Source organism: Cyclobacterium salsum (assembly GCF_010119245.1).
Classification (GTDB): domain Bacteria; phylum Bacteroidota; class Bacteroidia; order Cytophagales; family Cyclobacteriaceae; genus Cyclobacterium; species Cyclobacterium salsum.
Genome location: NZ_WNKG01000007.1, coordinates 33,012 through 52,508 on the forward strand (window position 1 = coordinate 33,012; position 19,497 = coordinate 52,508).

Consider the following 19,497-nt stretch of genomic DNA (forward strand, 5'->3'; position numbering starts at 1 on the left):
TTTTATTGGATGAATTACGATCTTAAGAGCATTCCTTCCCGGACTGACAAACCTAGAAATTCTGGATTTACCATGGCCATGGATAAGGGGCTTAGCCTTCGGGAAGTGGAAGATTTTATTGAAGTCAGTGGAGATTACGTAGATATTGTCAAACTAGGATGGGCGACTTCTTTTGTTACTAAAAATTTACGGGAAAAGATAGACATTTATCGGGCGGCAGGTATTCCGGTTTATTTCGGAGGAACGCTTTTTGAAGCATTTGTCATCCGTGATCAATTTGACGATTATGTCCGACTTTTAGAGGAATACCAACTTGAGTTCGCAGAGGTGTCTGATGGATCCATCACCCTGGACCATAACAAAAAATGCAGGTACATCGAAACGATGGCTAAAAAGGTGACCGTTTTGTCCGAGGTAGGTTCAAAAGATGCTGCCAAAATCATCCCTCCGTACAAATGGATCGACCAGATGCAGAAAGAATTGAATGCCGGTGCCTGGAAAGTAATCGGAGAATCCAGGGAAGGGGGAACAGTCGGCCTTTTCAGGGATTCCGGAGAAGTACGTCAGGGGCTGGTAGAAGAAATCCTTACCCAAATACCCGAAGAGAAAATCATCTGGGAAGCTCCTCAAAAAGAACAACAGGTATGGTTCATTAAGCTTCTGGGATCAAATGTAAATCTCGGAAACATCGCTCCCAACGAAATCATTCCCCTGGAAACATTAAGGCTGGGGTTGAGAGGAGACACTTTTGACTTCTTTTTGAACCTCTGATTTTTATTGGTTCTACTACTAAACAGGCCACACAATGAAGCGGATCAGTGACTGGGTAATTTTGTTCCTTAAGGGAATGGGTATGGGAAGTGCGGATATTGTACCCGGTGTGTCGGGCGGATCCATCGCTTTGGTTACCAAGATTTATGAGGAATTATTGGAAAGCATTAATTCCTTTAATCTGCAGGCCCTCCATTTGCTAACACGCCTGAAAATAGCTGAATTTTGGAAACACGTTAATGGAGGGTTTCTATTGGTGCTGTTTCTGGGCATTATGACCAGTATTTTTGCCTTCTCGAGGATCATTACCTTTTTTATTGATCATTTTCCCATTCCACTTTGGTCCTTTTTCTGCGGCTTGATCCTGATCAGTGCCATCGTAATCCTGAGGGAAATCAAACGGTGGAACCTCATAGCTATTCTGATGTTTCCGCTGGGAGCAGTCCTGGCCTATTTTATCACCGAATTGCCCTTAATCACCTCACCGGACACGCTTTGGTTTACATTTATTTCGGGAGCCATCGCCATTTGTGCCATGATTTTACCGGGAATTTCCGGCAGCTTCCTGTTACTCATCTTGGGCAAATATGAGTACATCCTCACGGCAGTCAATGATAAAAACCTGCTGATCCTGGGGGTATTTGCACTGGGCTGTGTCAGTGGATTACTCCTCTTTAGCCGGGTAATTTCCTGGTTTCTGAAAAATTTTCATGCGCTTACCTTATCCCTGCTTTCAGGATTTATGGTTGGCTCCATCAATAAAATTTGGCCCTGGAAAAAAGTGTTAAGCTACCGCATTTCCAGTTCTGGCATGCAAAAACCGTTACTAACGGAAAACATCCTTCCTCATGTCTACCTGCTAGAAACAGGGGAGGATCCCGGTTTCCTACTTGCCATTTTTGCGTTTTTATTTGGAGTACTGCTCGTGGTAGGGCTTGAACGATTGGCACATAATTTTAGCAGAGAATGAAAAAATACGGACTCATCGGACTTCCACTGACACATTCCTTCTCCAAGAAATACTTTTCTGAAAAATTCCGAAAAGAAGGCTTGAAAGGGTGTCAATACGAGCTTTATGAGATACCCAATATCCAGGCCTTCCCTGCTTTGCTGGCTAAGGTACCAGACCTCATTGGTCTGAATGTAACCATACCCTATAAGCAACAAGTCATCGCTTACCTGGACCGGCTGGAGCCTGCCTGTCGGGCCATTGGAGCAGTTAATTGCATCAAAGTAAGCCCCGACGAATTGGTAGGATTCAACACCGACTATATTGGGTTTAGAACCTCTCTCGAAAACTGGCTGGGGAAAAAACGGCCTGCTGCCCTTGTCCTTGGCACCGGTGGTGCGTCCAATGCCGTAGCGCAAGCCCTTAATGACCTCAATATTGCTTTTTTAAAAGTTTCCAGAACTTCGCATCCGGATTCCAAATCCATCATATCTTACAAGGAATTAGCTACGGGCCTCCTGGCAGATCATCCTCTGATCATCAATACCACGCCGCTGGGCACCTATCCCAATACCAGCGAAAGGCCGCCTATTCCCCTTGAACAGGTCGGTAAAAACCATTTAGTTTATGATCTGGTCTATAACCCAGAAGAAACCAGCCTGATGAAGGAAGCCACTGGCAGGGGTGCAAAAACTAAAAACGGCATGGAAATGCTCCATTTGCAGGCGGAAGCCGCCTGGGAAATCTGGAACGCGACAGAATGAAACAGGTGCAAGGCAATAGCTCCTTCGTTAAGGCTGGATTCACGATTTTTCGTAAATCCCAGTCGCTTAGCAGGTTAATCCTTGTTGGCAAAAATACGTTCAATGAATCCCCTTTTTTTCAATGATTTCATGAACGTTTGTCGATTAAAATAAGTATTATTAATCGTCATTCCACTCCAATTTTGTTTTTATGGTGAAGAAAGCAACGACTCAGGACAGAAAGATTTTTGTTTTAGACACTTCTGTCATTTTGTATGATCATTACTCCATAATGAATTTTGCCGAGCACGATGTTGTGATTCCGATCACGGTATTGGAAGAACTCGATCAATTCAAAAAAGGCAACGACACCAAAAATTTTGAAGCAAGGGAATTCATTCGCCTATTGGACCGCCTGGCGAAGGATCAAATGATCCAGCACTGGACTCCGCTAAACGGAAAAACCAAGGGCGCTTTTAAGGTGATGATGAATCCGGAAAACGCTCTGAATGCCAATGAAATTTTCGGGGAAGAAAAAAATGATCATAAAATTCTGAATGCGGCCTTAAGCCTGAGGCAAACGGAAAAAAAACGCAAGGTCATATTGGTCAGCAAGGACATCAATCTCCGGCTCAAGGCCAAATCCCTGGATATTCCGGCAGAGGATTACGAAACCGGAAAAATCAAAAACATCACCGAAATTGAAAACACGGGCAAGGAAATAATTGAAAACGTAAGCCCGGAAGTCATCAATACGCTTTACGAAAAAGGCAACCTGGATGCGGAGCAGGTTTTCGGAAAAAGACGAAAATCCCTACCGGCTAATAACACCTACTATATACTGAAAGGAGCCACACCGAACGCTTCCATACTGGCTTTTTACCACGCGACAGAAAATTCCTTCGAAAAAATATCCAAATCCAAGGCCTACAATATCAGTCCCAAAAATGCCGAACAGGCGTTTGCACTCCACGCCATCATGGACCCAAAAATCAAATTGGTTAGCATTCAGGGAGTAGCCGGAACGGGAAAAACCTTATTAGCCCTGGCAGGGGCATTGGAGCAACGCAGTAATTTTAAGCAAATTTTCCTTGCCCGCCCCATCGTCCCATTAAGTAATAAAGACATCGGTTATTTGCCCGGAGACATTAAATCCAAATTGAATCCTTACATGGAACCACTTTGGGACAATTTGAAATTTATTCAAAACCAATACAAGGAACATGACAAGGAGTATCAGCGAATTTCGGACATGGTAAACCAGGAAAAACTGGTGATTCAGCCGCTTGCATACATCCGGGGTCGCTCCCTTTCGAATATCTTTTTTATCGTGGATGAGGCGCAGAATCTCACCCCGCACGAGGTAAAAACCATCATTAGCAGGGCAGGAGAGAACACAAAAATTATCTTTACGGGGGATGTATTCCAGATTGACACTCCTTATCTAGACAGCCAGAGCAACGGCCTTTCTTACCTGATCGACCGGGTAAGGACGCACCCCCTTTATGCCCATGTCAAATTGGAAAAGGGGGAACGTTCCGAACTCGCCAATTTAGCTAACGAGTTGCTATAAATTAACTTTCTGTGATGGTATTCAATTTGGCCAGGAAGCTATTGTAATATTGCCTGCCCACCTGTACCACATCGCCGGTCTTCAGGTTGATCTCTTTGGTATTAAAGCTTTCTATTTGGCCCAATTGGACGATATAGGATTTCTGTACCCGAAGAAACAGGTTGGAAGGCAGCTTTTCTTCCATGTCTTTCATGGACTTTCGGATGGTGAAATTACGGTTCTTTGTAAAAATCGTCACCATGTTTCCGTTAGCTTCCACGTAATAAATGTCCGAGTAATCCACGCGTTCAAAACTGTTGTCGGCCTTTATATAAACGGCATCTACTACCAAATAAGGGCTTTCGACAATTTTAGTACTAACACCCTCTGAAAGTGCTGGTCTGGTTCGCTGGTTGTATAGGACGATTTCCACCATCGCATGGATATCGTTGCTATTGAACGGCTTTACGATGAAACCAGCCGGATGGGTTCTTTTCGCCCGTTCGATGATAGCTGGATCGCTGTAAGAGGTCACGTAGACAATGGGAGCATCCACCATTTGCTGAATAATCTCACCCAGTTCGATCCCGTCTTTATCACCCTTAAGTTTGATGTCCATGAAGACCATGTCCGGGCGGTATTTCTTAACCACTTTAATCGCCTGGTTGGCTGAATTCGCAATGTCAATATTACCATAACCCAAAAGCTGCAAAATTTCTTCGATGTTTTCAGAAATATTTACATCGTCTTCAACAATCAGTATCCTTTCTTCTTTCATGATCTTAAGTTTAAGGGAAAAATTTAAATAAAAGCTGTTTTGACCAATTTACAAATTAAAATACAAATTAATGCACAGATCCCCCTATTAAATGCCAATCCGCCTGATGAAGCCTTGTCATTCTGATTAAAGGCTCATCAAATCTTTGAAACGGGCGGCCTGTCGCCGACTCACTTCAATCCGCTCTCCCCCCTTTAAAGTTACCACCAAACCTCCGTTAAACCAGGGTTCAATGGATTCTACCCAACTCAAGTTAATGATATGTTTTCGGCTGGCCCGAAAAAAGGACTTTTCGTCCAGGCGCTCGTCCAATGCATTAAGCGATTTATGAATCATGGGCTTGTTATTCTCGAAATACACCTTAATGTAATTCCCGTCCGATTCAAATAGGCGTACATTGGCCAGCTTCACAAACCAACATTTGTCACCATCCTTCACAAAGACCTGATCCGTAAGGGAAAGTTGGCTTTTGGGACTTTTGGAAGCAGCTTCGTCTTCTTCCTTTTTCATTTCCTCCAGCTTTTTCTCCAGCTTTTTGAGGGTATCGGTAAGGCGTTCGGGCTCGATGGGTTTCAATAAATAATCCAGTGCATTTACCTGAAAAGCCTGCAAGGCAAACTCATCATAGGCGGTAATGAATACCACAAGCGGTACATGATCCAATTCCTCCAACAAATCAAAACCGGTTTTTTCCGGCATCTGTATATCCAAAAAGAGGACCTCTGGGTTCAATTCTTCTATTTTTTCCCGGGCATCGTCTACATTGTTGGCCTCACCCAAGACTTCCACATTGTCATTTTGATTCAATAGGTTGATGAGCTCCTTCCTTGCCAATCTTTCATCATCTACTACTAATACACGCATATCTTTTTTATTTTATCCTAAATTAAGGTTTTGTTTTGGTATTTTTATTTCTGTGACCACGAATTCATTTCCATAATTGAAAATTTTAAAGGAAGCACGGTTTCCGTAAATTAGTTTTAGCCGTTGTACCGTGTTAGCGATGCCATGTCCTTCGCCTTTTTTCCGTGGGGATTTATCCGCCTTGAGGTGACCGCTGTTTCTAACCCAAATATACAAATCATCCAACAGTCCAATGGTGCATTTGATTTCTATTATTCCGCCTTTCATCAAATTAGATATCCCGTGTTTGATGCCGTTTTCAACGATCGTTTGTAACATCATCGGCGGGATTTTGTACTCATAGGCCTTGGGTTCCACATCATACAGGACTTTTAGACGCTCTTCAAATCGAATGGACTCCAGATTCAAATAGTCTTTTACCGTATTCATCTCTTCCGAAAGCGGAATGGTTTTATGCTTGTCCATGACCAGGGAATACCGCAAAATGTTGGAAAGCTGAGTAATGGCCGTTTTCGCGTTGGTGGGGTTTTCGTCTACCAGCGCCCGCACACTATTCAGGGCATTGAAAATGAAATGCGGGTTTAGCTGGTTTCGTAAATGAATCAGTTTAATTTCATTAATCCTTGCCTGGTATTTCAGGCTGGAATTATAATTATCCAAAAAATAAAAGAGAAAATAGAGCAAAGACCAAAGCGAATAAAACAGAAAACTGGTAAAAAGATTGGCCAAAAGTACCAGTGGGCGGAAATCCTCCCGAAGATGCAGCGTCCCAAAAACCCAATTGATGATAATTTGGGCAAAGGTGTTCAAGAAACTGAGAATCAAAACCGCAATCAATACATGGCTGATCAATTTGGTCAGCTCAAATTCCAGCCAGCTTTTATTCTTTATCAGAAACCTGAAAAAATGTGTTGACAGAAAGTAAAAAATAGCCAGGGAAAAGTAAGCCCCTATCTGAATCGGTGTGATCCCTCTGACCATCGAAACAAAAAATAAATTGACAAGGGCAAAACAGAGCCAACCAAATAGTTGTAATAGCCAATATAACTTGTATTTATCCATTCATTGCCCTTCTCTGCACAGCGGACCGCTACTAACGGACACCGGCCACTTTATTCAAAGGGATTTTATCGAGGATTTTATGAATCAGGTCCCGGGTACTCACGTTATCTGCTTCGGCTTCATAATTTAAAATGATCCGGTGGTTCAAAACATCCTCGGCAATGGCTTTGATATCCTCCGGCAATACGTAGTCCCGTCCATCCATAAAGGCGGTCGCTTTTGCCGCCAGGTTCAAATTAATGGATGCGCGGGGAGAAGCGCCAAACTGAATGTATTTCGCTTCCTCCTGCATGCCGTATTTCTCAGGAAAACGCGTGGAAAACACCAATTCAATAATGTAATTTTCCAACGCCTCGGCTATTTGTACCTCATTGATGGCATTCCGAATCGCAAAGATATTCTCCTTATCCAATATGGGATTAACCTCCGAGGAAAAATGGGCATTAGTCATCCGGCGCATTACCTCTAACTCATCCAACTTGGAAGGGTAATCAATATTTACCTTCATCATAAACCGGTCTACCTGTGCTTCCGGTAGCGGATAGGTTCCCTCCTGATCCACGGGGTTTTGCGTAGCCAAAACCAGGAATGGCCGGTCCAGGGTAAACGTCGTTTCCCCAATGGTCACCTGCTTTTCCTGCATGGCCTCTAATAAGGCCGACTGAACTTTGGCTGGAGAGCGGTTGACCTCATCTGCCAGGATGATATTAGAAAAAATAGGTCCTTTCTTAACCTCAAAACTAGCGTTTAATTGGTTGTAGATCATGGTCCCCACCAAATCCGATGGCAAAAGATCAGGTGTAAATTGAATCCGTTTGAAATCCAAATGAAGCACCTGGGACAAGGTATTTACCGTCAGGGTCTTCGCCAATCCGGGAACCCCTTCCAAAAGAATATGACCGTTGGTGAATAGGCCGATCAAAAGCCGGTTTACCATTTTATCCTGGCCGACTACGATCTTTTTCACTTCCTGAATGACTTCTTGTATCTTCTCCTGATGCATGTTGTTTGATTCAAATTTCAATAGGATAATAAAGGCATCGCCTCAAAATAGAAGCCTAAATTAGAATATTTCATGGTTTATCCCAATTCAGAATCTTCTCTTATTTATTTCCGGGTTAAATTTGGACTTTTTTTCCTGAGATGCACCATTAATTAATAACGGAATTTTCAAAAATTCGTATATCTCTTCCTGCTCAAGTGACCGTACTTCCCCCGGCTGGAAGCCCTGTATCGTTAATGATTCGATAGCCCACCTTACCAGGCGCAAGGTAGGAAAACCCACCGCTGCGGTCATCCTACGAACCTGCCGGTTTTTGCCCTCTTTTAATGATAGTGCTATCCAGGAATCGGATACGTTCTTTCGGAAACGAATGGGAGGAACACGTGACGGTAACAGGGATTCCGCATCGGGAAGGGCAATGGCACTGGCCCCTGATGTTTTGTAGGGCTTACCTTTAATGGTGATGGTTATTCCCCGCTGCAATTGCCGCAGTGCTTCCTCTGAAATATCCCCTTCTACCTGCACCCAATACGTCCGCTCATGTCCATGATGCGGGTCCAGCAGCAAGTGATTGAGCTTAGTGTCATTCGTCAGTAAAAGCAACCCCTCGCTGTCCTTATCCAACCTGCCGACGGGATAAACATCGGAAGGGAAATCACCCAGTGCTGCCAGGGTATCTTCCTCTCCGCTAAATTGGCTTAACATGCCGAAGGGTTTGTAGACAACGAAATACCTGTAATCCATATAACGGTGTTTTACCTCAACAACTGGAACAATTCATTCAACTGAGGCGTGAGGATGATTTCGGTCCTTCTGTTTTTGGCCCGTCCTTCCGGCGAATCATTGGGAGCTTTGGGTTCGTAAAAACTTCGACCAGCTGCAATGACCCTTTCCGGTGCCACCTCGTAGGTTTCGGTCAATATCCGAACGATTGCCGTGGCCCTACCCGTGCTTAACTCCCAGTTGTCCTCAAAACTACCCCGAATAGGCACATCATCCGTGTGCCCTTCGACCATGATCTGTATATCCGGACTGTTGTTCAGGACCACTGCCAATTTTCCCAACGCTTCTCTGCCTTCCTGGTTCACCGTAGCACTCCCCGAAGAAAACAAAAGCTTATCTTGCAACGATACGTACAACTTGCCATCTTGCTCGTTTACCTGGAGTTCATCCGAACGGTATTGCACCAGGGCTTTATCAATGGTTGTTTTCAAACCCTCCATAACCGCCCGCTGCTCGTCCAGCAGGTTCTGCAGCAAATCCAGCCGCTGTTGCTGCTCCGAGAGCCGTTGCTCCTTTTCGGTAAGTTCCTGACGAACAGAAGAGGATGTGGACATGGCCCTTTGCAGCCTGTCTGCCAACTCGGACTTTTCCTGCTGCTCAGCTTCCAATTGCTCCTGAAGGTCTTTGTTTGATTCCTGAAGGCTGGCAAGTTGCTGACGGGTACTGTCTAGAACATCCTCCGTATTTCTTAAAGAACGCATCATCTCTGCATTCCTTATATTTACTTCGTGGTATTTCTTCTGGGGTACACAAGACTCCAACAAGACTACCCCAATTAAAAAACTCCCGAATAGTAAGGCTCTCCTCATAGTATATCTGTCTTTTTTATGAACGTCACCAAAAACATACCAATTTACAGGGAATCTATTAAAATTCCGGCTTGTATGATGAAATGATCAGGAAATTCTACTCCAATTCAACTCATTTTTTCTAAGTCGTGCCACCTGATCGGCTATGGGCTTGTTTTCCGAAAAACTTAGATGCGGATCCCGTTCCAAAATTTTCCGGGCCACCTCTCTCGCCTGTACCAATATTTCACCATCCTTGCTTAAATCGGCCATTTTCAGGTCCGTAATGCCGGATTGCTGAGTGCCGGAAAGGTCGCCCGGACCCCTTAGCCGCAAATCCACATCTGCAATCTCAAACCCATTGGTCGTCCTCACCATGGTTTCCAATCGTACCCGACTATCCTTCCCCAACTCATACTTGCTCATCAGGATGCAATAGGACTGCTCCGCCCCCCGGCCTACCCTGCCTCTCAATTGATGAAGCTGGGATAAACCAAAGCGCTCCGCATTTTCGATGACCATCACGCTGGCATTGGGAACATTTACGCCCACTTCTACTACGGTAGTAGCCACCATGATTTTCGTCTCTCCTTTCGAAAACCGGTTCATTTCAAAATCCTTATCTCCTGGCTTCATATTGCCATGTAATATGCCAATAGGATAGCCCGGAAAAGCCCTGCAAATGCTTTCATATCCATCCATCAGGCTCTTTAAATCGCTCTTTTCAGATTCTTCGATCAGCGGATATACGATGTACACCTGCCTTCCCTGTTCGATTTGCTTTTTTAAAAATCCAAAAACCTTTAGCCGGTCTTTATCATACCGATGAACGGTCTGAATGGCTTTCCGGCCTACCGGTAATTCATCAATGATGGAAATATCCAAATCTCCATACAAGGTCATGGCAAGGGTTCTGGGTATGGGGGTGGCCGTCATTACCAGCACGTGAGGGTAGAAATCATCGTTTTTTGCCCATAATTTAGCCCGCTGGGCCACGCCAAACCGGTGCTGTTCGTCAATAATGGCCAACCCAAGCCGATGAAAACGCACCACATCCTCCAGCAACGCATGGGTACCTACCAATAAATGAAGCTCCCCCGAAGCTAAATCCCGGTGAATTTCTTCCCGCTTTCTTTTACTGCTGGAACCTGTCAGAAGGGCGATCCTCAAGCCCATTTGTTCCGAATAATCCTTCAAGCCCTCGTAATGTTGATTCGCCAGAATCTCGGTGGGTGCCATCATACAGGTTTGGTAACCCGAATCTACCGCCACCAATAGGCAAATAAATGCCACAATGGTTTTGCCCGAGCCCACATCCCCTTGCACCAGCCGATTCATCTGCAGGCCAGATTTGAGGTCTGCGTAGATTTCCTTGATAACCCGCTTCTGCGCACCGGTCAACTGAAAAGGAAGCATTTCTTTATAAAAACGGGTTAGCAGTTGGGTTTGATCCAGTACTTTACCTCTGAATTTTTCGGTTCTGGCGAGCTTTAACTTCAACAGCCGAAGCTGTAAAAAGAAAAACTCTTCAAATTTTAACCGGTACATCGCTTTCCGCAGGGCTTCAGTTCCCGATGGAAAATGAATCTCTTTGATCGACTCTTTTTTGGATACCAGTTTCAGGGCATTAAGAATGGGTATCGGTAAGGTTTCAGGAATCTTTGGTAAAGCCAGGGGCAACAGCGCTTTTAGTATTTTGGAAATGCCCTTGCTATCCAAATACCGCTGCCTGAGCTTCTCCGTGGTGGGATAGACCGGCTGGAAAAAGGGCTCTTCTTCCTGCCTTCCACTGAGGGGTTCAAGATCCGGATGCACCATACTGTACCGACCTCCAAACCGCTGCGGTTTGCCGAATGCCACCATGGGAACACCCGCTACCAGCTTTTTGCCAACCCAATTTAGCCCCTTAAACCAGGTCAGCTCCATAATGCCCGTTTCGTCGGCAAACTGCGCCACCAGTCTTCTTTTCCTTCCCTCTCCTATAGACTGCACGGATGTAATCTTTCCGATCACCTGTACCTGTTGCAGATCGGGTTGGATTTCCCGTATTTTATAAAACCGGGTTCTGTCTTCATACCGGAAAGGATAATGCTGCAGCAGGTCCCCAAAAGTAAACACTTCCAGTTCCTTGTTCAGCAGCTGTGCTCGCTGGGGGCCAACCCCCTTCAGGTATTCGATTTTGGTGTCAAAAAAACCGGTCAATGGTTGTAATTTTAGCCTAATTTCACTGTGTCAGGGCTTTCCTGAGCTTTCCTTCCAATTCGTTTATGGCCTGCCTTTTTTCGATTAGCGCAGTCAGAAGGGCCGCCTGATTTTTTGCCCGGTGCAGGTTTTGCTCCGAGTAGTCTACCTGATAGTAAATGTTTCCATTCAGATGATCGGTCAAAAAGCGGAGTCCCATAATTAAGGTCATCATTTCTCCCCCAAAAGGCAAAGACTCCAGCTCTTCCCCCTGAATATTCCGACCTAGTATGGAGTAAAAACCTTCCAACAAACCCTCGTATTTTTCCATGTCGACCTGGATTTGATCCCATTCGATGGAGGATTCGTCTCGGGTACAGGCTACCGTTCGGACCAAATCACCGAAATCATAAAAAACAAAACCAGCCATTATGGTGTCCAAATCTATAAGCGCATTTACCTGGTCCAGGTTTTCACCAAAAATAAGGTTATTTATTTTTGTATCATTGTGGGTTACCCGCAACGGAAGTTGTTTTCGGAAATGCCCATAGGTTTCCAATAGGTCTTTCCTCCCCAGATAATAATCAATCATTTTCTCGGTGTCGGAATCTTTTTGGACTTGGGGATTTTTAAGTGCTGCATCAAATTGCTGATACCGAATCTCCAAATCATGAAAATGAGCGATGGTATCCTCCATCTTTTCCGCATCCGCATGCAAAAATACCTGAATAAACCGGGCAAATGCCTCAGCAGCAATTTTCGCCTGCTCCTTTTGGCTAACCGCATCTTGGGTGACACCACCCACAAAGGGGAATAAGCGGTACAGCCCCTCGTCCAGACGCGTAAAAAACGCCCCTTCCGTGTTCGTAATCGGCAAAGGGAGGGCGAAAGGTAAATCACCCGGGTCAAATTGCCCCGTCAGGTATTCCAAATTTCCGGAAATACGCTCAGGATGCGTAAAAACGGCATCATTAAATTCTTGCAAAATATAGGCATTAGCTGCTACATCTACCCGATAGGTCTTGTGAATATGTCCGGATCCAAACCTGTTTACGCTGATCTGACCCGTTTTCAATTCATAGGCTTTTGCCAATGCATCCAATACTGACTCCTTCATATGTGCTATTTTCTGACTAGTTTCCGATTTGATTTAGGAAAATACATTGATTTGAAGGGGTAAAATTACGATACTTTTGACTATATATCCCGAAAGGGACTATATTTACCTGAGCGGGCTTTGATTTTAACGGAACCTGGCTAATTTCACGTCCGTGAAAAAATTCCTGCATTAATTAAAATAATTGAAAAAGATTTATTTAATTAGCAAAATTTTACCATAACCTGTTAAGGTCAACATGTACCACGTATCCTGGACCAAAAACCATCTTAATCCAAGTTTACCATGAATATTTCAATCATCGATTGGGCAATAATCATTTCATTTTTTGTGATATCCATGTTAATAGGCGTGATCGCCTCCAAAACAGCGGGTAAAAATGCCAAAGAATTTTTCCTATCCGGAAGAAACATGCCCTGGTGGCTGCTGGGGGTAAGTATGGTGGCAACCACCTTTTCCGCAGATACACCCAACCTGGTGACTGACATTGTCCGTAAAAATGGTGTTTCCGGTAACTGGGTTTGGTGGGCATTTCTACTAACGGGAATGTTGACCGTGTTTGTTTACGCCAAATTATGGAGGCGCTCCGAAGTCACAACCGATCTGGAATTTTACGAATTAAGGTATGGAGGAAAAGGAGCTGCCTTCTTACGGGCCTTTCGGGCGTTATACCTGGGCGTATTTTTTAATGTGGTGATCATGGCGACCGTTTCTCTGGCAGCCATTAAAATATTTGGAGTCATGCTGGGACTAAGTTCCTGGGAAACGCTTTTGATCGTTTCGGTGGTGACAGTAATTTACAGTTCATTGGGTGGATTAAAAGGCGTGTTACTCACAGATTTTTTTCAATTCTTTATTGCGATGGGCGGCGCATTTGGTGCTGCCATTTACATCGTGGGCCTTCCTGAAATCGGAAGCCTGGACAATTTACTCAGCCATCCCAATGTGTCCGATAAGTTGAACATCATACCCGATTTCAGTGATTGGAACCTGCTGATTCCGTTATTTATCATGCCCCTGGCGGTACAGTGGTGGGCTACCTGGTATCCGGGAGCAGAGCCGGGAGGGGGAGGTTACATCGCCCAACGAATGTTATCTGCAAAGGATGAAAAAAATGCCATAGGTGCCACCTTGCTGTTTAACATCACCCATTATGCTATCCGGCCCTGGCCCTGGATTATCATTGCCCTTTCTTCGTTGATTCTATTTCCTCAGTTGAGCGATATGCAAGAGGCATTTCCTAATATTGAAGAGAGCAAACTCGGAGATGACCTGGCCTATTCCGCCATGTTGACCTTCTTACCAACGGGTTTGATCGGTGTGGTACTTGCTTCGCTGATAGCTGCCGTCATGTCCACTTTATCAACGCACCTGAACTGGGGTTCTTCCTATGTGGTGAATGATTTTTACGCCCGTTTTGTCAAGCCAGATGCCTCCGACAAGGAGCTGGTGGCTGTTGGCCGTCTTTCTACGGTTGGTCTGATGGTACTCGCTGCCTTGTTGGCAACCGTGCTTTCCAATGCCCTGGAGGCATTCAATATACTATTGCAAATCGGTGCAGGCACCGGACTGATATTCATCCTCAGGTGGTTTTGGTGGAGAATCAATGCTTACACAGAAATTTCGGCCATGATCGTATCATTTATCGTGGCTATTTACTTCGAATCCATACACAACAAACTAGGGTTTTGGCCCATTCCGGACGACATGGCCTATTTGAAACTGCTTTTTGGTGTTTCCCTGACTACCATCACCTGGGTTTCCGTTACCTTGCTGACCAAACCGGAAGACGATAAGGTATTGCTTTCCTTTTACAGAAAGGTGAGACCAGCGAGCTGGGGATGGAAAAAACTTCTGGCCAAATACCCCGATGAAAAAGAGGAAATCGGGCAGCTCCCCATGGAAATAGGACTGATGCTAATTGGATCCATCATGGTGTATGCCGCTTTATTTGCTGCGGGTTTTTGGATCTACGGCGAAACCATATCGGCCATTATTGCCACTGTCATTTCAGCAGCGGGCGGTATCCTCATATTTAGAGGCTGGAAAAAAATGAGATAAACATTGGGTTCGAACGCCAAATGATGGGAATTTTTCTCAGTAGATGCTCGTTTTATCGGTAAAACGAATAGAAAAAGTTAATTTGCATCAATTGGAAAGCAATGGAAGTCAAAACAGCCAATATTTTAAAAGACAGTAACTTGAGGGTAACCAGTTGCAGGAGAGATGTTCTTAATACATTCCTGGGAAAAAGGATTGCGCTATCTCATGCTGATCTGGAGGAGGCATTGAAAGAAAATTTTGACCGGGTCACCATCTATAGGACCCTGAAGACATTTTTAGAAAACGACCTAATCCACAAGGTACTGGACGATACCGGAGCGGCTAAATATGCGCTGTGTAACCACAGCACCGAAGAGCCTCATCACGATCACGAACATGTTCATTTTAAATGTGAGGTATGCGGTAATACGAACTGTCTGGAAGAAATCGCCTTGCCCAGTATCATGTTGCCCAGCGGTTACCAGGCACGCGAAATGAGTTTGTTAATCCAGGGGATTTGTAAGAATTGCAGTTAAAAAATTAATATACGGCGGGTTTTTCTGTTTTATCCCTGTCTTCCGAAGGCCATACGATCCCGGGTGGAAGGTCAATTTTCGGAGGCGTAAAATCCTCGACACCGCCATCCCCATCGTCATCGTTATTTTTTCTATTTCTGTTGATTTTGGCTTTGGTAAGGGTGGCAACAAAATAGATCAATACCACGTATGCCACTCCGCACAACACCAAATCGATTACCAGGCTACTCATCATATCCAAAGATTTTCATCAAATTACAATATAATTTTTAATTAATCAACAAGTTAACAATGAGAATGATAGCAATGTTGGAAAAAAAATAAAAATTAAAAGGCAATCCGAATATACTTGCTATCTAACAGATAACATGAGATATTTGCGGATCAAAATGAAAAGCAAACCATGATTGTTAAAACTAAAAAATACAAACTGGAAACAGGAACCTATATCAAGCAAGGATTAAAGAATATTTTTAAGGAACAGTGGTGGGTGATTTTCATAGCGATAGCCATTGCCTGTGGCTACTTTTGGATCCCTTCCTGGTGGTGGATCAGTATGGCATTGCTTGCATATGCGTTGTATTGGCTTTTTTGGGTCATTCAATTTGCCGGCGTGACTCAAATGGAACAAAACAAAGTAATGTTTGAAAAACTCTCCTATGAAATAGACAGCCGGCAAGTTTTGATGAAGATTAATAGCAAACAAGGCATGCCGATTAAGTGGGAAATGATTAAAAAAGCTCAAATAAAAGACAAGGCCTACATTTTGGTGTTGTCGAAGGCCCAATTTATCCACCTTCCCTTTAAAATTTTTAATTCCCAGAATGAAATAAAATTCATTGAAACCATTTTGAAAAGAAAGGGCTTGGTCGCCTAATAAAAAAAGGGACCAACCCGAAAGCTGGTCCCCTTTATATTACCACAGCAGGTGTTCTAAAGAAAGTTATCTGCTTTTCGGTAGGCAGCTATGACATCCGCTTCACCTTCTTTTCCTGGATTGGCGTTTCCATGTTCCATTCCGCAGATTCCTTTAAACCCCTTTTCGTAGATAAATTTAAATACATTCTGGTAGTTAATTTCACCCGTTCCCGGTTCTTTTCTCCCCGGATTATCTCCTATTTGTATGTAGGCAATTTCCTCCCAACACATGTCCATAAGGGTTATTAAATGCCCTTCATTTTTCTGTTGATGGTAGATATCGTAGAGGATTTTACAACTGGGGCTGTTCACTCCCTTGCATATCATATAGGTCTGGGGCGAATACCTTAAAAACAAATTCGGTGTATCACTCAATGGCTCCAATACCATGGTCAGGCCATGAGGCTCCAGGATTTCGGCTCCTTTTCTTAACGCTTCTATCACATTTGCCGTCTGAATATCCAGGGGAAGATTTCGCTGGAAATCACCCGGCACCACGGTAGTCCATTTAGCATTGACTCTTTTAGCGACTTCCACCGCTTTTCGGCAACCGTCCAGAAAGATATCCACATGCTCCTGCTTCCCTGCAGCCAGGGTATTGGCACCATTGCCCCCTTTATTGAGAACGAACACGCCCATCGTCATTCCTAACTTGGCCAGGTGATTGCCAATTTTCTCCTGCATCTCCGGCGTTCTTCCCATCATGCCGTTGTCCTCCAGACTTCGAAATCCCTTTTCGTGCATAAAGGTAATCTGATCCAGTAAATCATCCCCCGCATGGTGCTTAAACATCCCAAAATGGGGCGCATAATCCAGATTAAAGGTCTGATCGGCAGGAAGGCTATCTGTTTGCGCTGCCTTCAAAGTGCCCATGCCGGTTAATCCGGCAGCCACTGAGCCTAGTGATACGTTTTGTATGAATTTTCTTCGTTCCATCTGCTTATACCACTTTAGTTTTTCCGGGAACTGCGAATGCGTAGTAGCCTTCTTCGTTTGGAACCACTTTTGGATCGGCATCCCAGGCCAGGCGTTCCGGCATCAGGCTGACATTTGAATTGATCGCTTCGTCCCAGGTGATGGTTTTTCCGGAGTAAGTGGCGTATCGTCCAAGGATCGAACTCATGGTGCTTTTAGCGGCATTTTCTGCATCTGCAAACTTGTATTCACCCTTAACAATGGCATCAAATAATTGGTCATGTTCCACCTGATAAGGATTGGCGTTGTTTTTTCCGTCGTGCTCATACAGGCTGTTTCCCTTGTAATCAGTCAATCTGCCTACATGACCTGCATTCATATACACTTTACCCTTCGTTCCCTGGAAGCTTTCGTCTACCCGATTGGTAGCTCCGGGAAAGTGACGGCATTCACTGTGAATGACGGTTCCATCCTCATAAGTAAACAAGACCACATGATGATCAAAAATCTCTCCATGTTCTTTTCCTCTGCGGACCGTTCTTCCGCCGGTGCCTTCTGCCTTAACCGGATAGCCATTTTTCACCCAGTTGGCAACATCAATATTGTGCACGTGCTGTTCCGTAATATGGTCGCCGCAGAGCCAGTTAAAGTAATACCAGTTCCTCATTTGGTATTCCATTTCGGTTTGGCCTGGCTGCCTTTCACGAACCCAAACACCGCCGTCGTTCCAAAACACCTGGCCACCAATGATGTCGCCAATTGCTCCGTCGTGGATACGGTCTATGGTTTGGATGTAGTTATCCTGGTAATGACGCTGCAAACCAACCACCACGTTTAATTTTTTCGCCTTGGCTATTTCTGCCGCCGCAAGCACTCTGCGAATTCCCACCGCGTCCGTAGCAACCGGCTTTTCCATAAAAATTTGCTTTTCCTGTCTGACTGCCTCCTCAAAATGATCCGGACGAAAACCCGGAGGAGTAGCAATGATGACCACATCAGCCTCTTTCATGGCATGTTTATAGCCATCAAACCCAGTGAACTTCATTTCTTCCGGTACGACTACTTTGTCTTTACCATATTTTTTAAAAATCCGCTCGTAACTTTGGTCCAAACGATCTTTAAACGCGTCCGCCATGGCCACTAATTGGATATTTTGACCGGTTTCGAATGCCTGAAATACAGCACCCGTTCCCCTGCCTCCACATCCGATTACAGCAATCTTGATGGCATCGTCCCCGGCCGCATAGGCACCGGATAGGCTAAATGGACTTAACATCGCTCCACCGGTCAGTAGTGCCGAGGTCTTAATGAAATCCCTTCTTTGGTTATTATTCTTGATTTTCATATTACTTTGAGTTAGATTATTAATAGTCTTCCATTGGTATTTTGCCGTAATAGTCCGCTATTTCTTCCGGACTGGGCGGGTTCAGGGGCCGGACCAGCCGCATTCCCAGAAACGGTGCTTCTGGAAACCACCATTGACTTTTGGGAATTTGCGGGTCAATTCTTTTCCATTCGGCGGTACTGGCAAACCGCTTACTGCTTTTCAAATGCCCTGCTTCACTGTCATAACTTCCGCCACGAATCACCTTCGGATACAACTCCTCGGAAACCGTCAACGGGTTCTCGGCGGGCATCTCCCTGGTTTGGTAGGCTTCCGGATCGTAGTGATCCATGGTCCATTCGTTGACATTTCCTAATATATCATAAAGACCCCAGGGATTGGGCTCCTTTTTGCCTACTTCATGAGTGGTCCCCTCGCTGTTGGCATCATACCATGCGTATTTATCCAAATCTGCTGGATCGTCTCCAAAAAAATAAGCGGTTTCTGAGCCTGCCCGTGCAGCATACTCCCATTCCGCTTCGGTGGGAAGTCTGAAAAACACCCCGGTTTTCAGGTACAACCACCTACAAAACTGAATGGCTCCGTATTGGGTCATAGCTATGGCTGGCTTGTTCTCCTTGCCCATCCCGAAGGTCATGTCCAGATAGGGGATGGAGGGACGGGTCAGTCCATCTACCTCCGGGCTAAGGGGCCCTTCACTGGTAGAAGCTTCAAATCCTTTGTCCAGAAACAACTCAAACAAGTCCCAGGTCACTTCGTGGGAGGCCATCCAGAAAGGGGCCAGTTCTACCTTATGCGCCGGACCTTCATCGGGATCCCCGCTGTTGCTTCCCATCCTGAACGATCCTTCCGGGATAGGAACCATGGAAAATGACATTCCTGTCCCGGGAACTTCTTGTTGGTAGGGTTCAAATGGATCTTCTACGGGATAGCCACTGCCTATCAGCAGTACCGCAGCTACCGAGCCCAGCAAAGTGGTCCTTTTTAAAATAGTTATCATGGAATACGTTGAGAATAGCTTCAATTAAATAAATGATTGGTTTATCGCTACTAAAGTAAATACTTTCGAAGGTGTAAATTACTTTTATTTTTTAATAATTGAAAATGCAATGCCAGGGACGGTATATTGGTCCCGTTTTCGGTAAAAAG

General features: G+C 44.8%; 19 protein-coding genes. 7 read left to right on the top strand and 12 right to left on the bottom strand.

Annotated elements, in window-relative coordinates:
* Nucleotides 1–9 precede the first annotated feature (9 nt).
* The 4 genes from GJS45_RS13270 to GJS45_RS13285 all read left to right on the top strand — a co-directional run bounded on the left by GJS45_RS13270 (nt 10) and on the right by GJS45_RS13285 (nt 4,036).
* Nucleotides 10–771: a phosphosulfolactate synthase gene (locus tag GJS45_RS13270; protein WP_162342346.1), complete on the top strand. Its 762-nt coding sequence runs from the start codon at nt 10–12 to the stop codon at nt 769–771.
* Nucleotides 772–805: 34 nt separating this feature from the next.
* Complete coding sequence (locus GJS45_RS13275; RefSeq protein ID WP_162342347.1) at nt 806–1,741, top strand: DUF368 domain-containing protein; 936 nt, start codon at nt 806–808, stop codon at nt 1,739–1,741.
* The gene (locus GJS45_RS13280; RefSeq protein WP_162342348.1) at nt 1,738–2,484 is read left to right on the top strand and encodes a shikimate dehydrogenase family protein; all 747 of its coding nucleotides are present in this window, start codon (nt 1,738–1,740) and stop codon (nt 2,482–2,484) included. The genes GJS45_RS13275 and GJS45_RS13280 overlap by 4 nt, the downstream gene beginning before the upstream one ends.
* A 190-nt stretch (nt 2,485–2,674) precedes the next feature.
* Nucleotides 2,675–4,036: a PhoH family protein gene (locus GJS45_RS13285; protein ID WP_162342349.1), complete on the top strand. Its 1,362-nt coding sequence runs from the start codon at nt 2,675–2,677 to the stop codon at nt 4,034–4,036.
* A 1-nt stretch (nt 4,037) separates the two neighbouring features.
* On the opposite strand, the gene GJS45_RS13290 is transcribed toward GJS45_RS13285, so the two are convergent.
* The 8 genes from GJS45_RS13290 to GJS45_RS13325 form a co-directional block, all read right to left on the bottom strand.
* Nucleotides 4,038–4,793: a LytR/AlgR family response regulator transcription factor gene (locus GJS45_RS13290; RefSeq protein ID WP_162342350.1), complete on the bottom strand. Its 756-nt coding sequence runs from the start codon at nt 4,791–4,793 to the stop codon at nt 4,038–4,040.
* 126 nt (nt 4,794–4,919) lie between these two features.
* On the bottom strand, nt 4,920–5,657 hold the full coding sequence (locus GJS45_RS13295; protein ID WP_162342351.1) for a LytR/AlgR family response regulator transcription factor: 738 nt from the start codon (nt 5,655–5,657) through the stop codon (nt 4,920–4,922).
* Between the two features lie 12 nt (nt 5,658–5,669).
* Complete coding sequence (locus GJS45_RS13300) at nt 5,670–6,719, bottom strand: sensor histidine kinase (protein ID WP_162342352.1); 1,050 nt, start codon at nt 6,717–6,719, stop codon at nt 5,670–5,672.
* A gap of 31 nt (nt 6,720–6,750) precedes the next feature.
* Nucleotides 6,751–7,722, bottom strand: coding sequence for an AAA family ATPase (locus tag GJS45_RS13305; protein ID WP_162342353.1), 972 nt, complete (start codon nt 7,720–7,722; stop codon nt 6,751–6,753).
* Nucleotides 7,723–7,809: 87 nt separating this feature from the next.
* Nucleotides 7,810–8,466, bottom strand: coding sequence for a pseudouridine synthase (locus GJS45_RS13310; protein WP_162342354.1), 657 nt, complete (start codon nt 8,464–8,466; stop codon nt 7,810–7,812).
* Nucleotides 8,467–8,477: 11 nt separating this feature from the next.
* Nucleotides 8,478–9,314, bottom strand: coding sequence for an OmpA/MotB family protein (locus GJS45_RS13315; protein ID WP_162342355.1), 837 nt, complete (start codon nt 9,312–9,314; stop codon nt 8,478–8,480).
* 87 nt (nt 9,315–9,401) lie between these two features.
* Nucleotides 9,402–11,495, bottom strand: a complete 2,094-nt coding sequence (recG, locus tag GJS45_RS13320; protein ID WP_162342356.1) for an ATP-dependent DNA helicase RecG — start codon at nt 11,493–11,495, stop codon at nt 9,402–9,404.
* 22 nt (nt 11,496–11,517) lie between these two features.
* Nucleotides 11,518–12,591, bottom strand: a complete 1,074-nt coding sequence (locus tag GJS45_RS13325) for a phosphotransferase enzyme family protein (protein ID WP_162342357.1) — start codon at nt 12,589–12,591, stop codon at nt 11,518–11,520.
* Between the two features lie 285 nt (nt 12,592–12,876).
* Between GJS45_RS13325 and GJS45_RS13330 the strand changes: the two genes are divergently transcribed.
* Nucleotides 12,877–14,652: a sodium:solute symporter family protein gene (locus GJS45_RS13330; RefSeq protein WP_162342358.1), complete on the top strand. Its 1,776-nt coding sequence runs from the start codon at nt 12,877–12,879 to the stop codon at nt 14,650–14,652.
* Nucleotides 14,653–14,753: 101 nt separating this feature from the next.
* Nucleotides 14,754–15,170, top strand: coding sequence for a Fur family transcriptional regulator (locus GJS45_RS13335; RefSeq protein WP_162342359.1), 417 nt, complete (start codon nt 14,754–14,756; stop codon nt 15,168–15,170).
* A 4-nt stretch (nt 15,171–15,174) separates the two neighbouring features.
* On the opposite strand, the gene GJS45_RS13340 is transcribed toward GJS45_RS13335, so the two are convergent.
* The gene (locus GJS45_RS13340) at nt 15,175–15,402 is read right to left on the bottom strand and encodes a hypothetical protein (RefSeq protein ID WP_162342650.1); all 228 of its coding nucleotides are present in this window, start codon (nt 15,400–15,402) and stop codon (nt 15,175–15,177) included.
* A 171-nt stretch (nt 15,403–15,573) separates the two neighbouring features.
* Between GJS45_RS13340 and GJS45_RS13345 the strand changes: the two genes are divergently transcribed.
* The gene (locus tag GJS45_RS13345) at nt 15,574–16,047 is read left to right on the top strand and encodes a YcxB family protein (protein WP_162342360.1); all 474 of its coding nucleotides are present in this window, start codon (nt 15,574–15,576) and stop codon (nt 16,045–16,047) included.
* Nucleotides 16,048–16,103: 56 nt separating this feature from the next.
* Here the strand turns inward: GJS45_RS13345 and GJS45_RS13350 are convergent, their stop codons facing one another.
* From GJS45_RS13350 to GJS45_RS13360, 3 genes are read right to left on the bottom strand one after another with little or no spacing between them, the layout of a single operon-like run.
* Complete coding sequence (locus GJS45_RS13350) at nt 16,104–17,024, bottom strand: hydroxypyruvate isomerase family protein (RefSeq protein WP_162342361.1); 921 nt, start codon at nt 17,022–17,024, stop codon at nt 16,104–16,106.
* A gap of 4 nt (nt 17,025–17,028) precedes the next feature.
* Nucleotides 17,029–18,348 carry a Gfo/Idh/MocA family protein gene (locus GJS45_RS13355; RefSeq protein WP_162342362.1) on the bottom strand — a complete coding sequence of 440 codons (1,320 nt, stop codon included), beginning with the start codon at nt 18,346–18,348 and terminating at the stop codon, nt 17,029–17,031.
* Between the two features lie 19 nt (nt 18,349–18,367).
* Nucleotides 18,368–19,348, bottom strand: coding sequence for a formylglycine-generating enzyme family protein (locus GJS45_RS13360; RefSeq protein ID WP_162342363.1), 981 nt, complete (start codon nt 19,346–19,348; stop codon nt 18,368–18,370).
* Between the last annotated feature and the right edge of the window lie 149 nt (nt 19,349–19,497).

What these genes read in the sequence shown, in the direction of transcription:
- GJS45_RS13300 (WP_162342352.1), bottom strand. Translation starts at nt 6,719, where the DNA reads ATGGATAAATACAAGTTATATTGGCTATTACAACTATTTGGTTGGCTC.
- GJS45_RS13315 (WP_162342355.1), bottom strand. Translation starts at nt 9,314, where the DNA reads ATGAGGAGAGCCTTACTATTCGGGAGTTTTTTAATTGGGGTAGTCTTG.
- GJS45_RS13340 (WP_162342650.1), bottom strand. Translation starts at nt 15,402, where the DNA reads ATGAGTAGCCTGGTAATCGATTTGGTGTTGTGCGGAGTGGCATACGTG.
- GJS45_RS13290 (WP_162342350.1), bottom strand. Translation starts at nt 4,793, where the DNA reads ATGAAAGAAGAAAGGATACTGATTGTTGAAGACGATGTAAATATTTCT.
- GJS45_RS13305 (WP_162342353.1), bottom strand. Translation starts at nt 7,722, where the DNA reads ATGCATCAGGAGAAGATACAAGAAGTCATTCAGGAAGTGAAAAAGATC.
- GJS45_RS13280 (WP_162342348.1), top strand. Translation starts at nt 1,738, where the DNA reads ATGAAAAAATACGGACTCATCGGACTTCCACTGACACATTCCTTCTCC.
- GJS45_RS13330 (WP_162342358.1), top strand. Translation starts at nt 12,877, where the DNA reads ATGAATATTTCAATCATCGATTGGGCAATAATCATTTCATTTTTTGTG.
- GJS45_RS13310 (WP_162342354.1), bottom strand. Translation starts at nt 8,466, where the DNA reads ATGGATTACAGGTATTTCGTTGTCTACAAACCCTTCGGCATGTTAAGC.
- GJS45_RS13285 (WP_162342349.1), top strand. Translation starts at nt 2,675, where the DNA reads ATGGTGAAGAAAGCAACGACTCAGGACAGAAAGATTTTTGTTTTAGAC.
- GJS45_RS13270 (WP_162342346.1), top strand. Translation starts at nt 10, where the DNA reads ATGAATTACGATCTTAAGAGCATTCCTTCCCGGACTGACAAACCTAGA.
- GJS45_RS13345 (WP_162342360.1), top strand. Translation starts at nt 15,574, where the DNA reads ATGATTGTTAAAACTAAAAAATACAAACTGGAAACAGGAACCTATATC.
- GJS45_RS13275 (WP_162342347.1), top strand. Translation starts at nt 806, where the DNA reads ATGAAGCGGATCAGTGACTGGGTAATTTTGTTCCTTAAGGGAATGGGT.
- GJS45_RS13325 (WP_162342357.1), bottom strand. Translation starts at nt 12,591, where the DNA reads ATGAAGGAGTCAGTATTGGATGCATTGGCAAAAGCCTATGAATTGAAA.
- GJS45_RS13350 (WP_162342361.1), bottom strand. Translation starts at nt 17,024, where the DNA reads ATGGAACGAAGAAAATTCATACAAAACGTATCACTAGGCTCAGTGGCT.
- GJS45_RS13355 (WP_162342362.1), bottom strand. Translation starts at nt 18,348, where the DNA reads ATGAAAATCAAGAATAATAACCAAAGAAGGGATTTCATTAAGACCTCG.
- GJS45_RS13295 (WP_162342351.1), bottom strand. Translation starts at nt 5,657, where the DNA reads ATGCGTGTATTAGTAGTAGATGATGAAAGATTGGCAAGGAAGGAGCTC.
- GJS45_RS13360 (WP_162342363.1), bottom strand. Translation starts at nt 19,348, where the DNA reads ATGATAACTATTTTAAAAAGGACCACTTTGCTGGGCTCGGTAGCTGCG.
- GJS45_RS13335 (WP_162342359.1), top strand. Translation starts at nt 14,754, where the DNA reads ATGGAAGTCAAAACAGCCAATATTTTAAAAGACAGTAACTTGAGGGTA.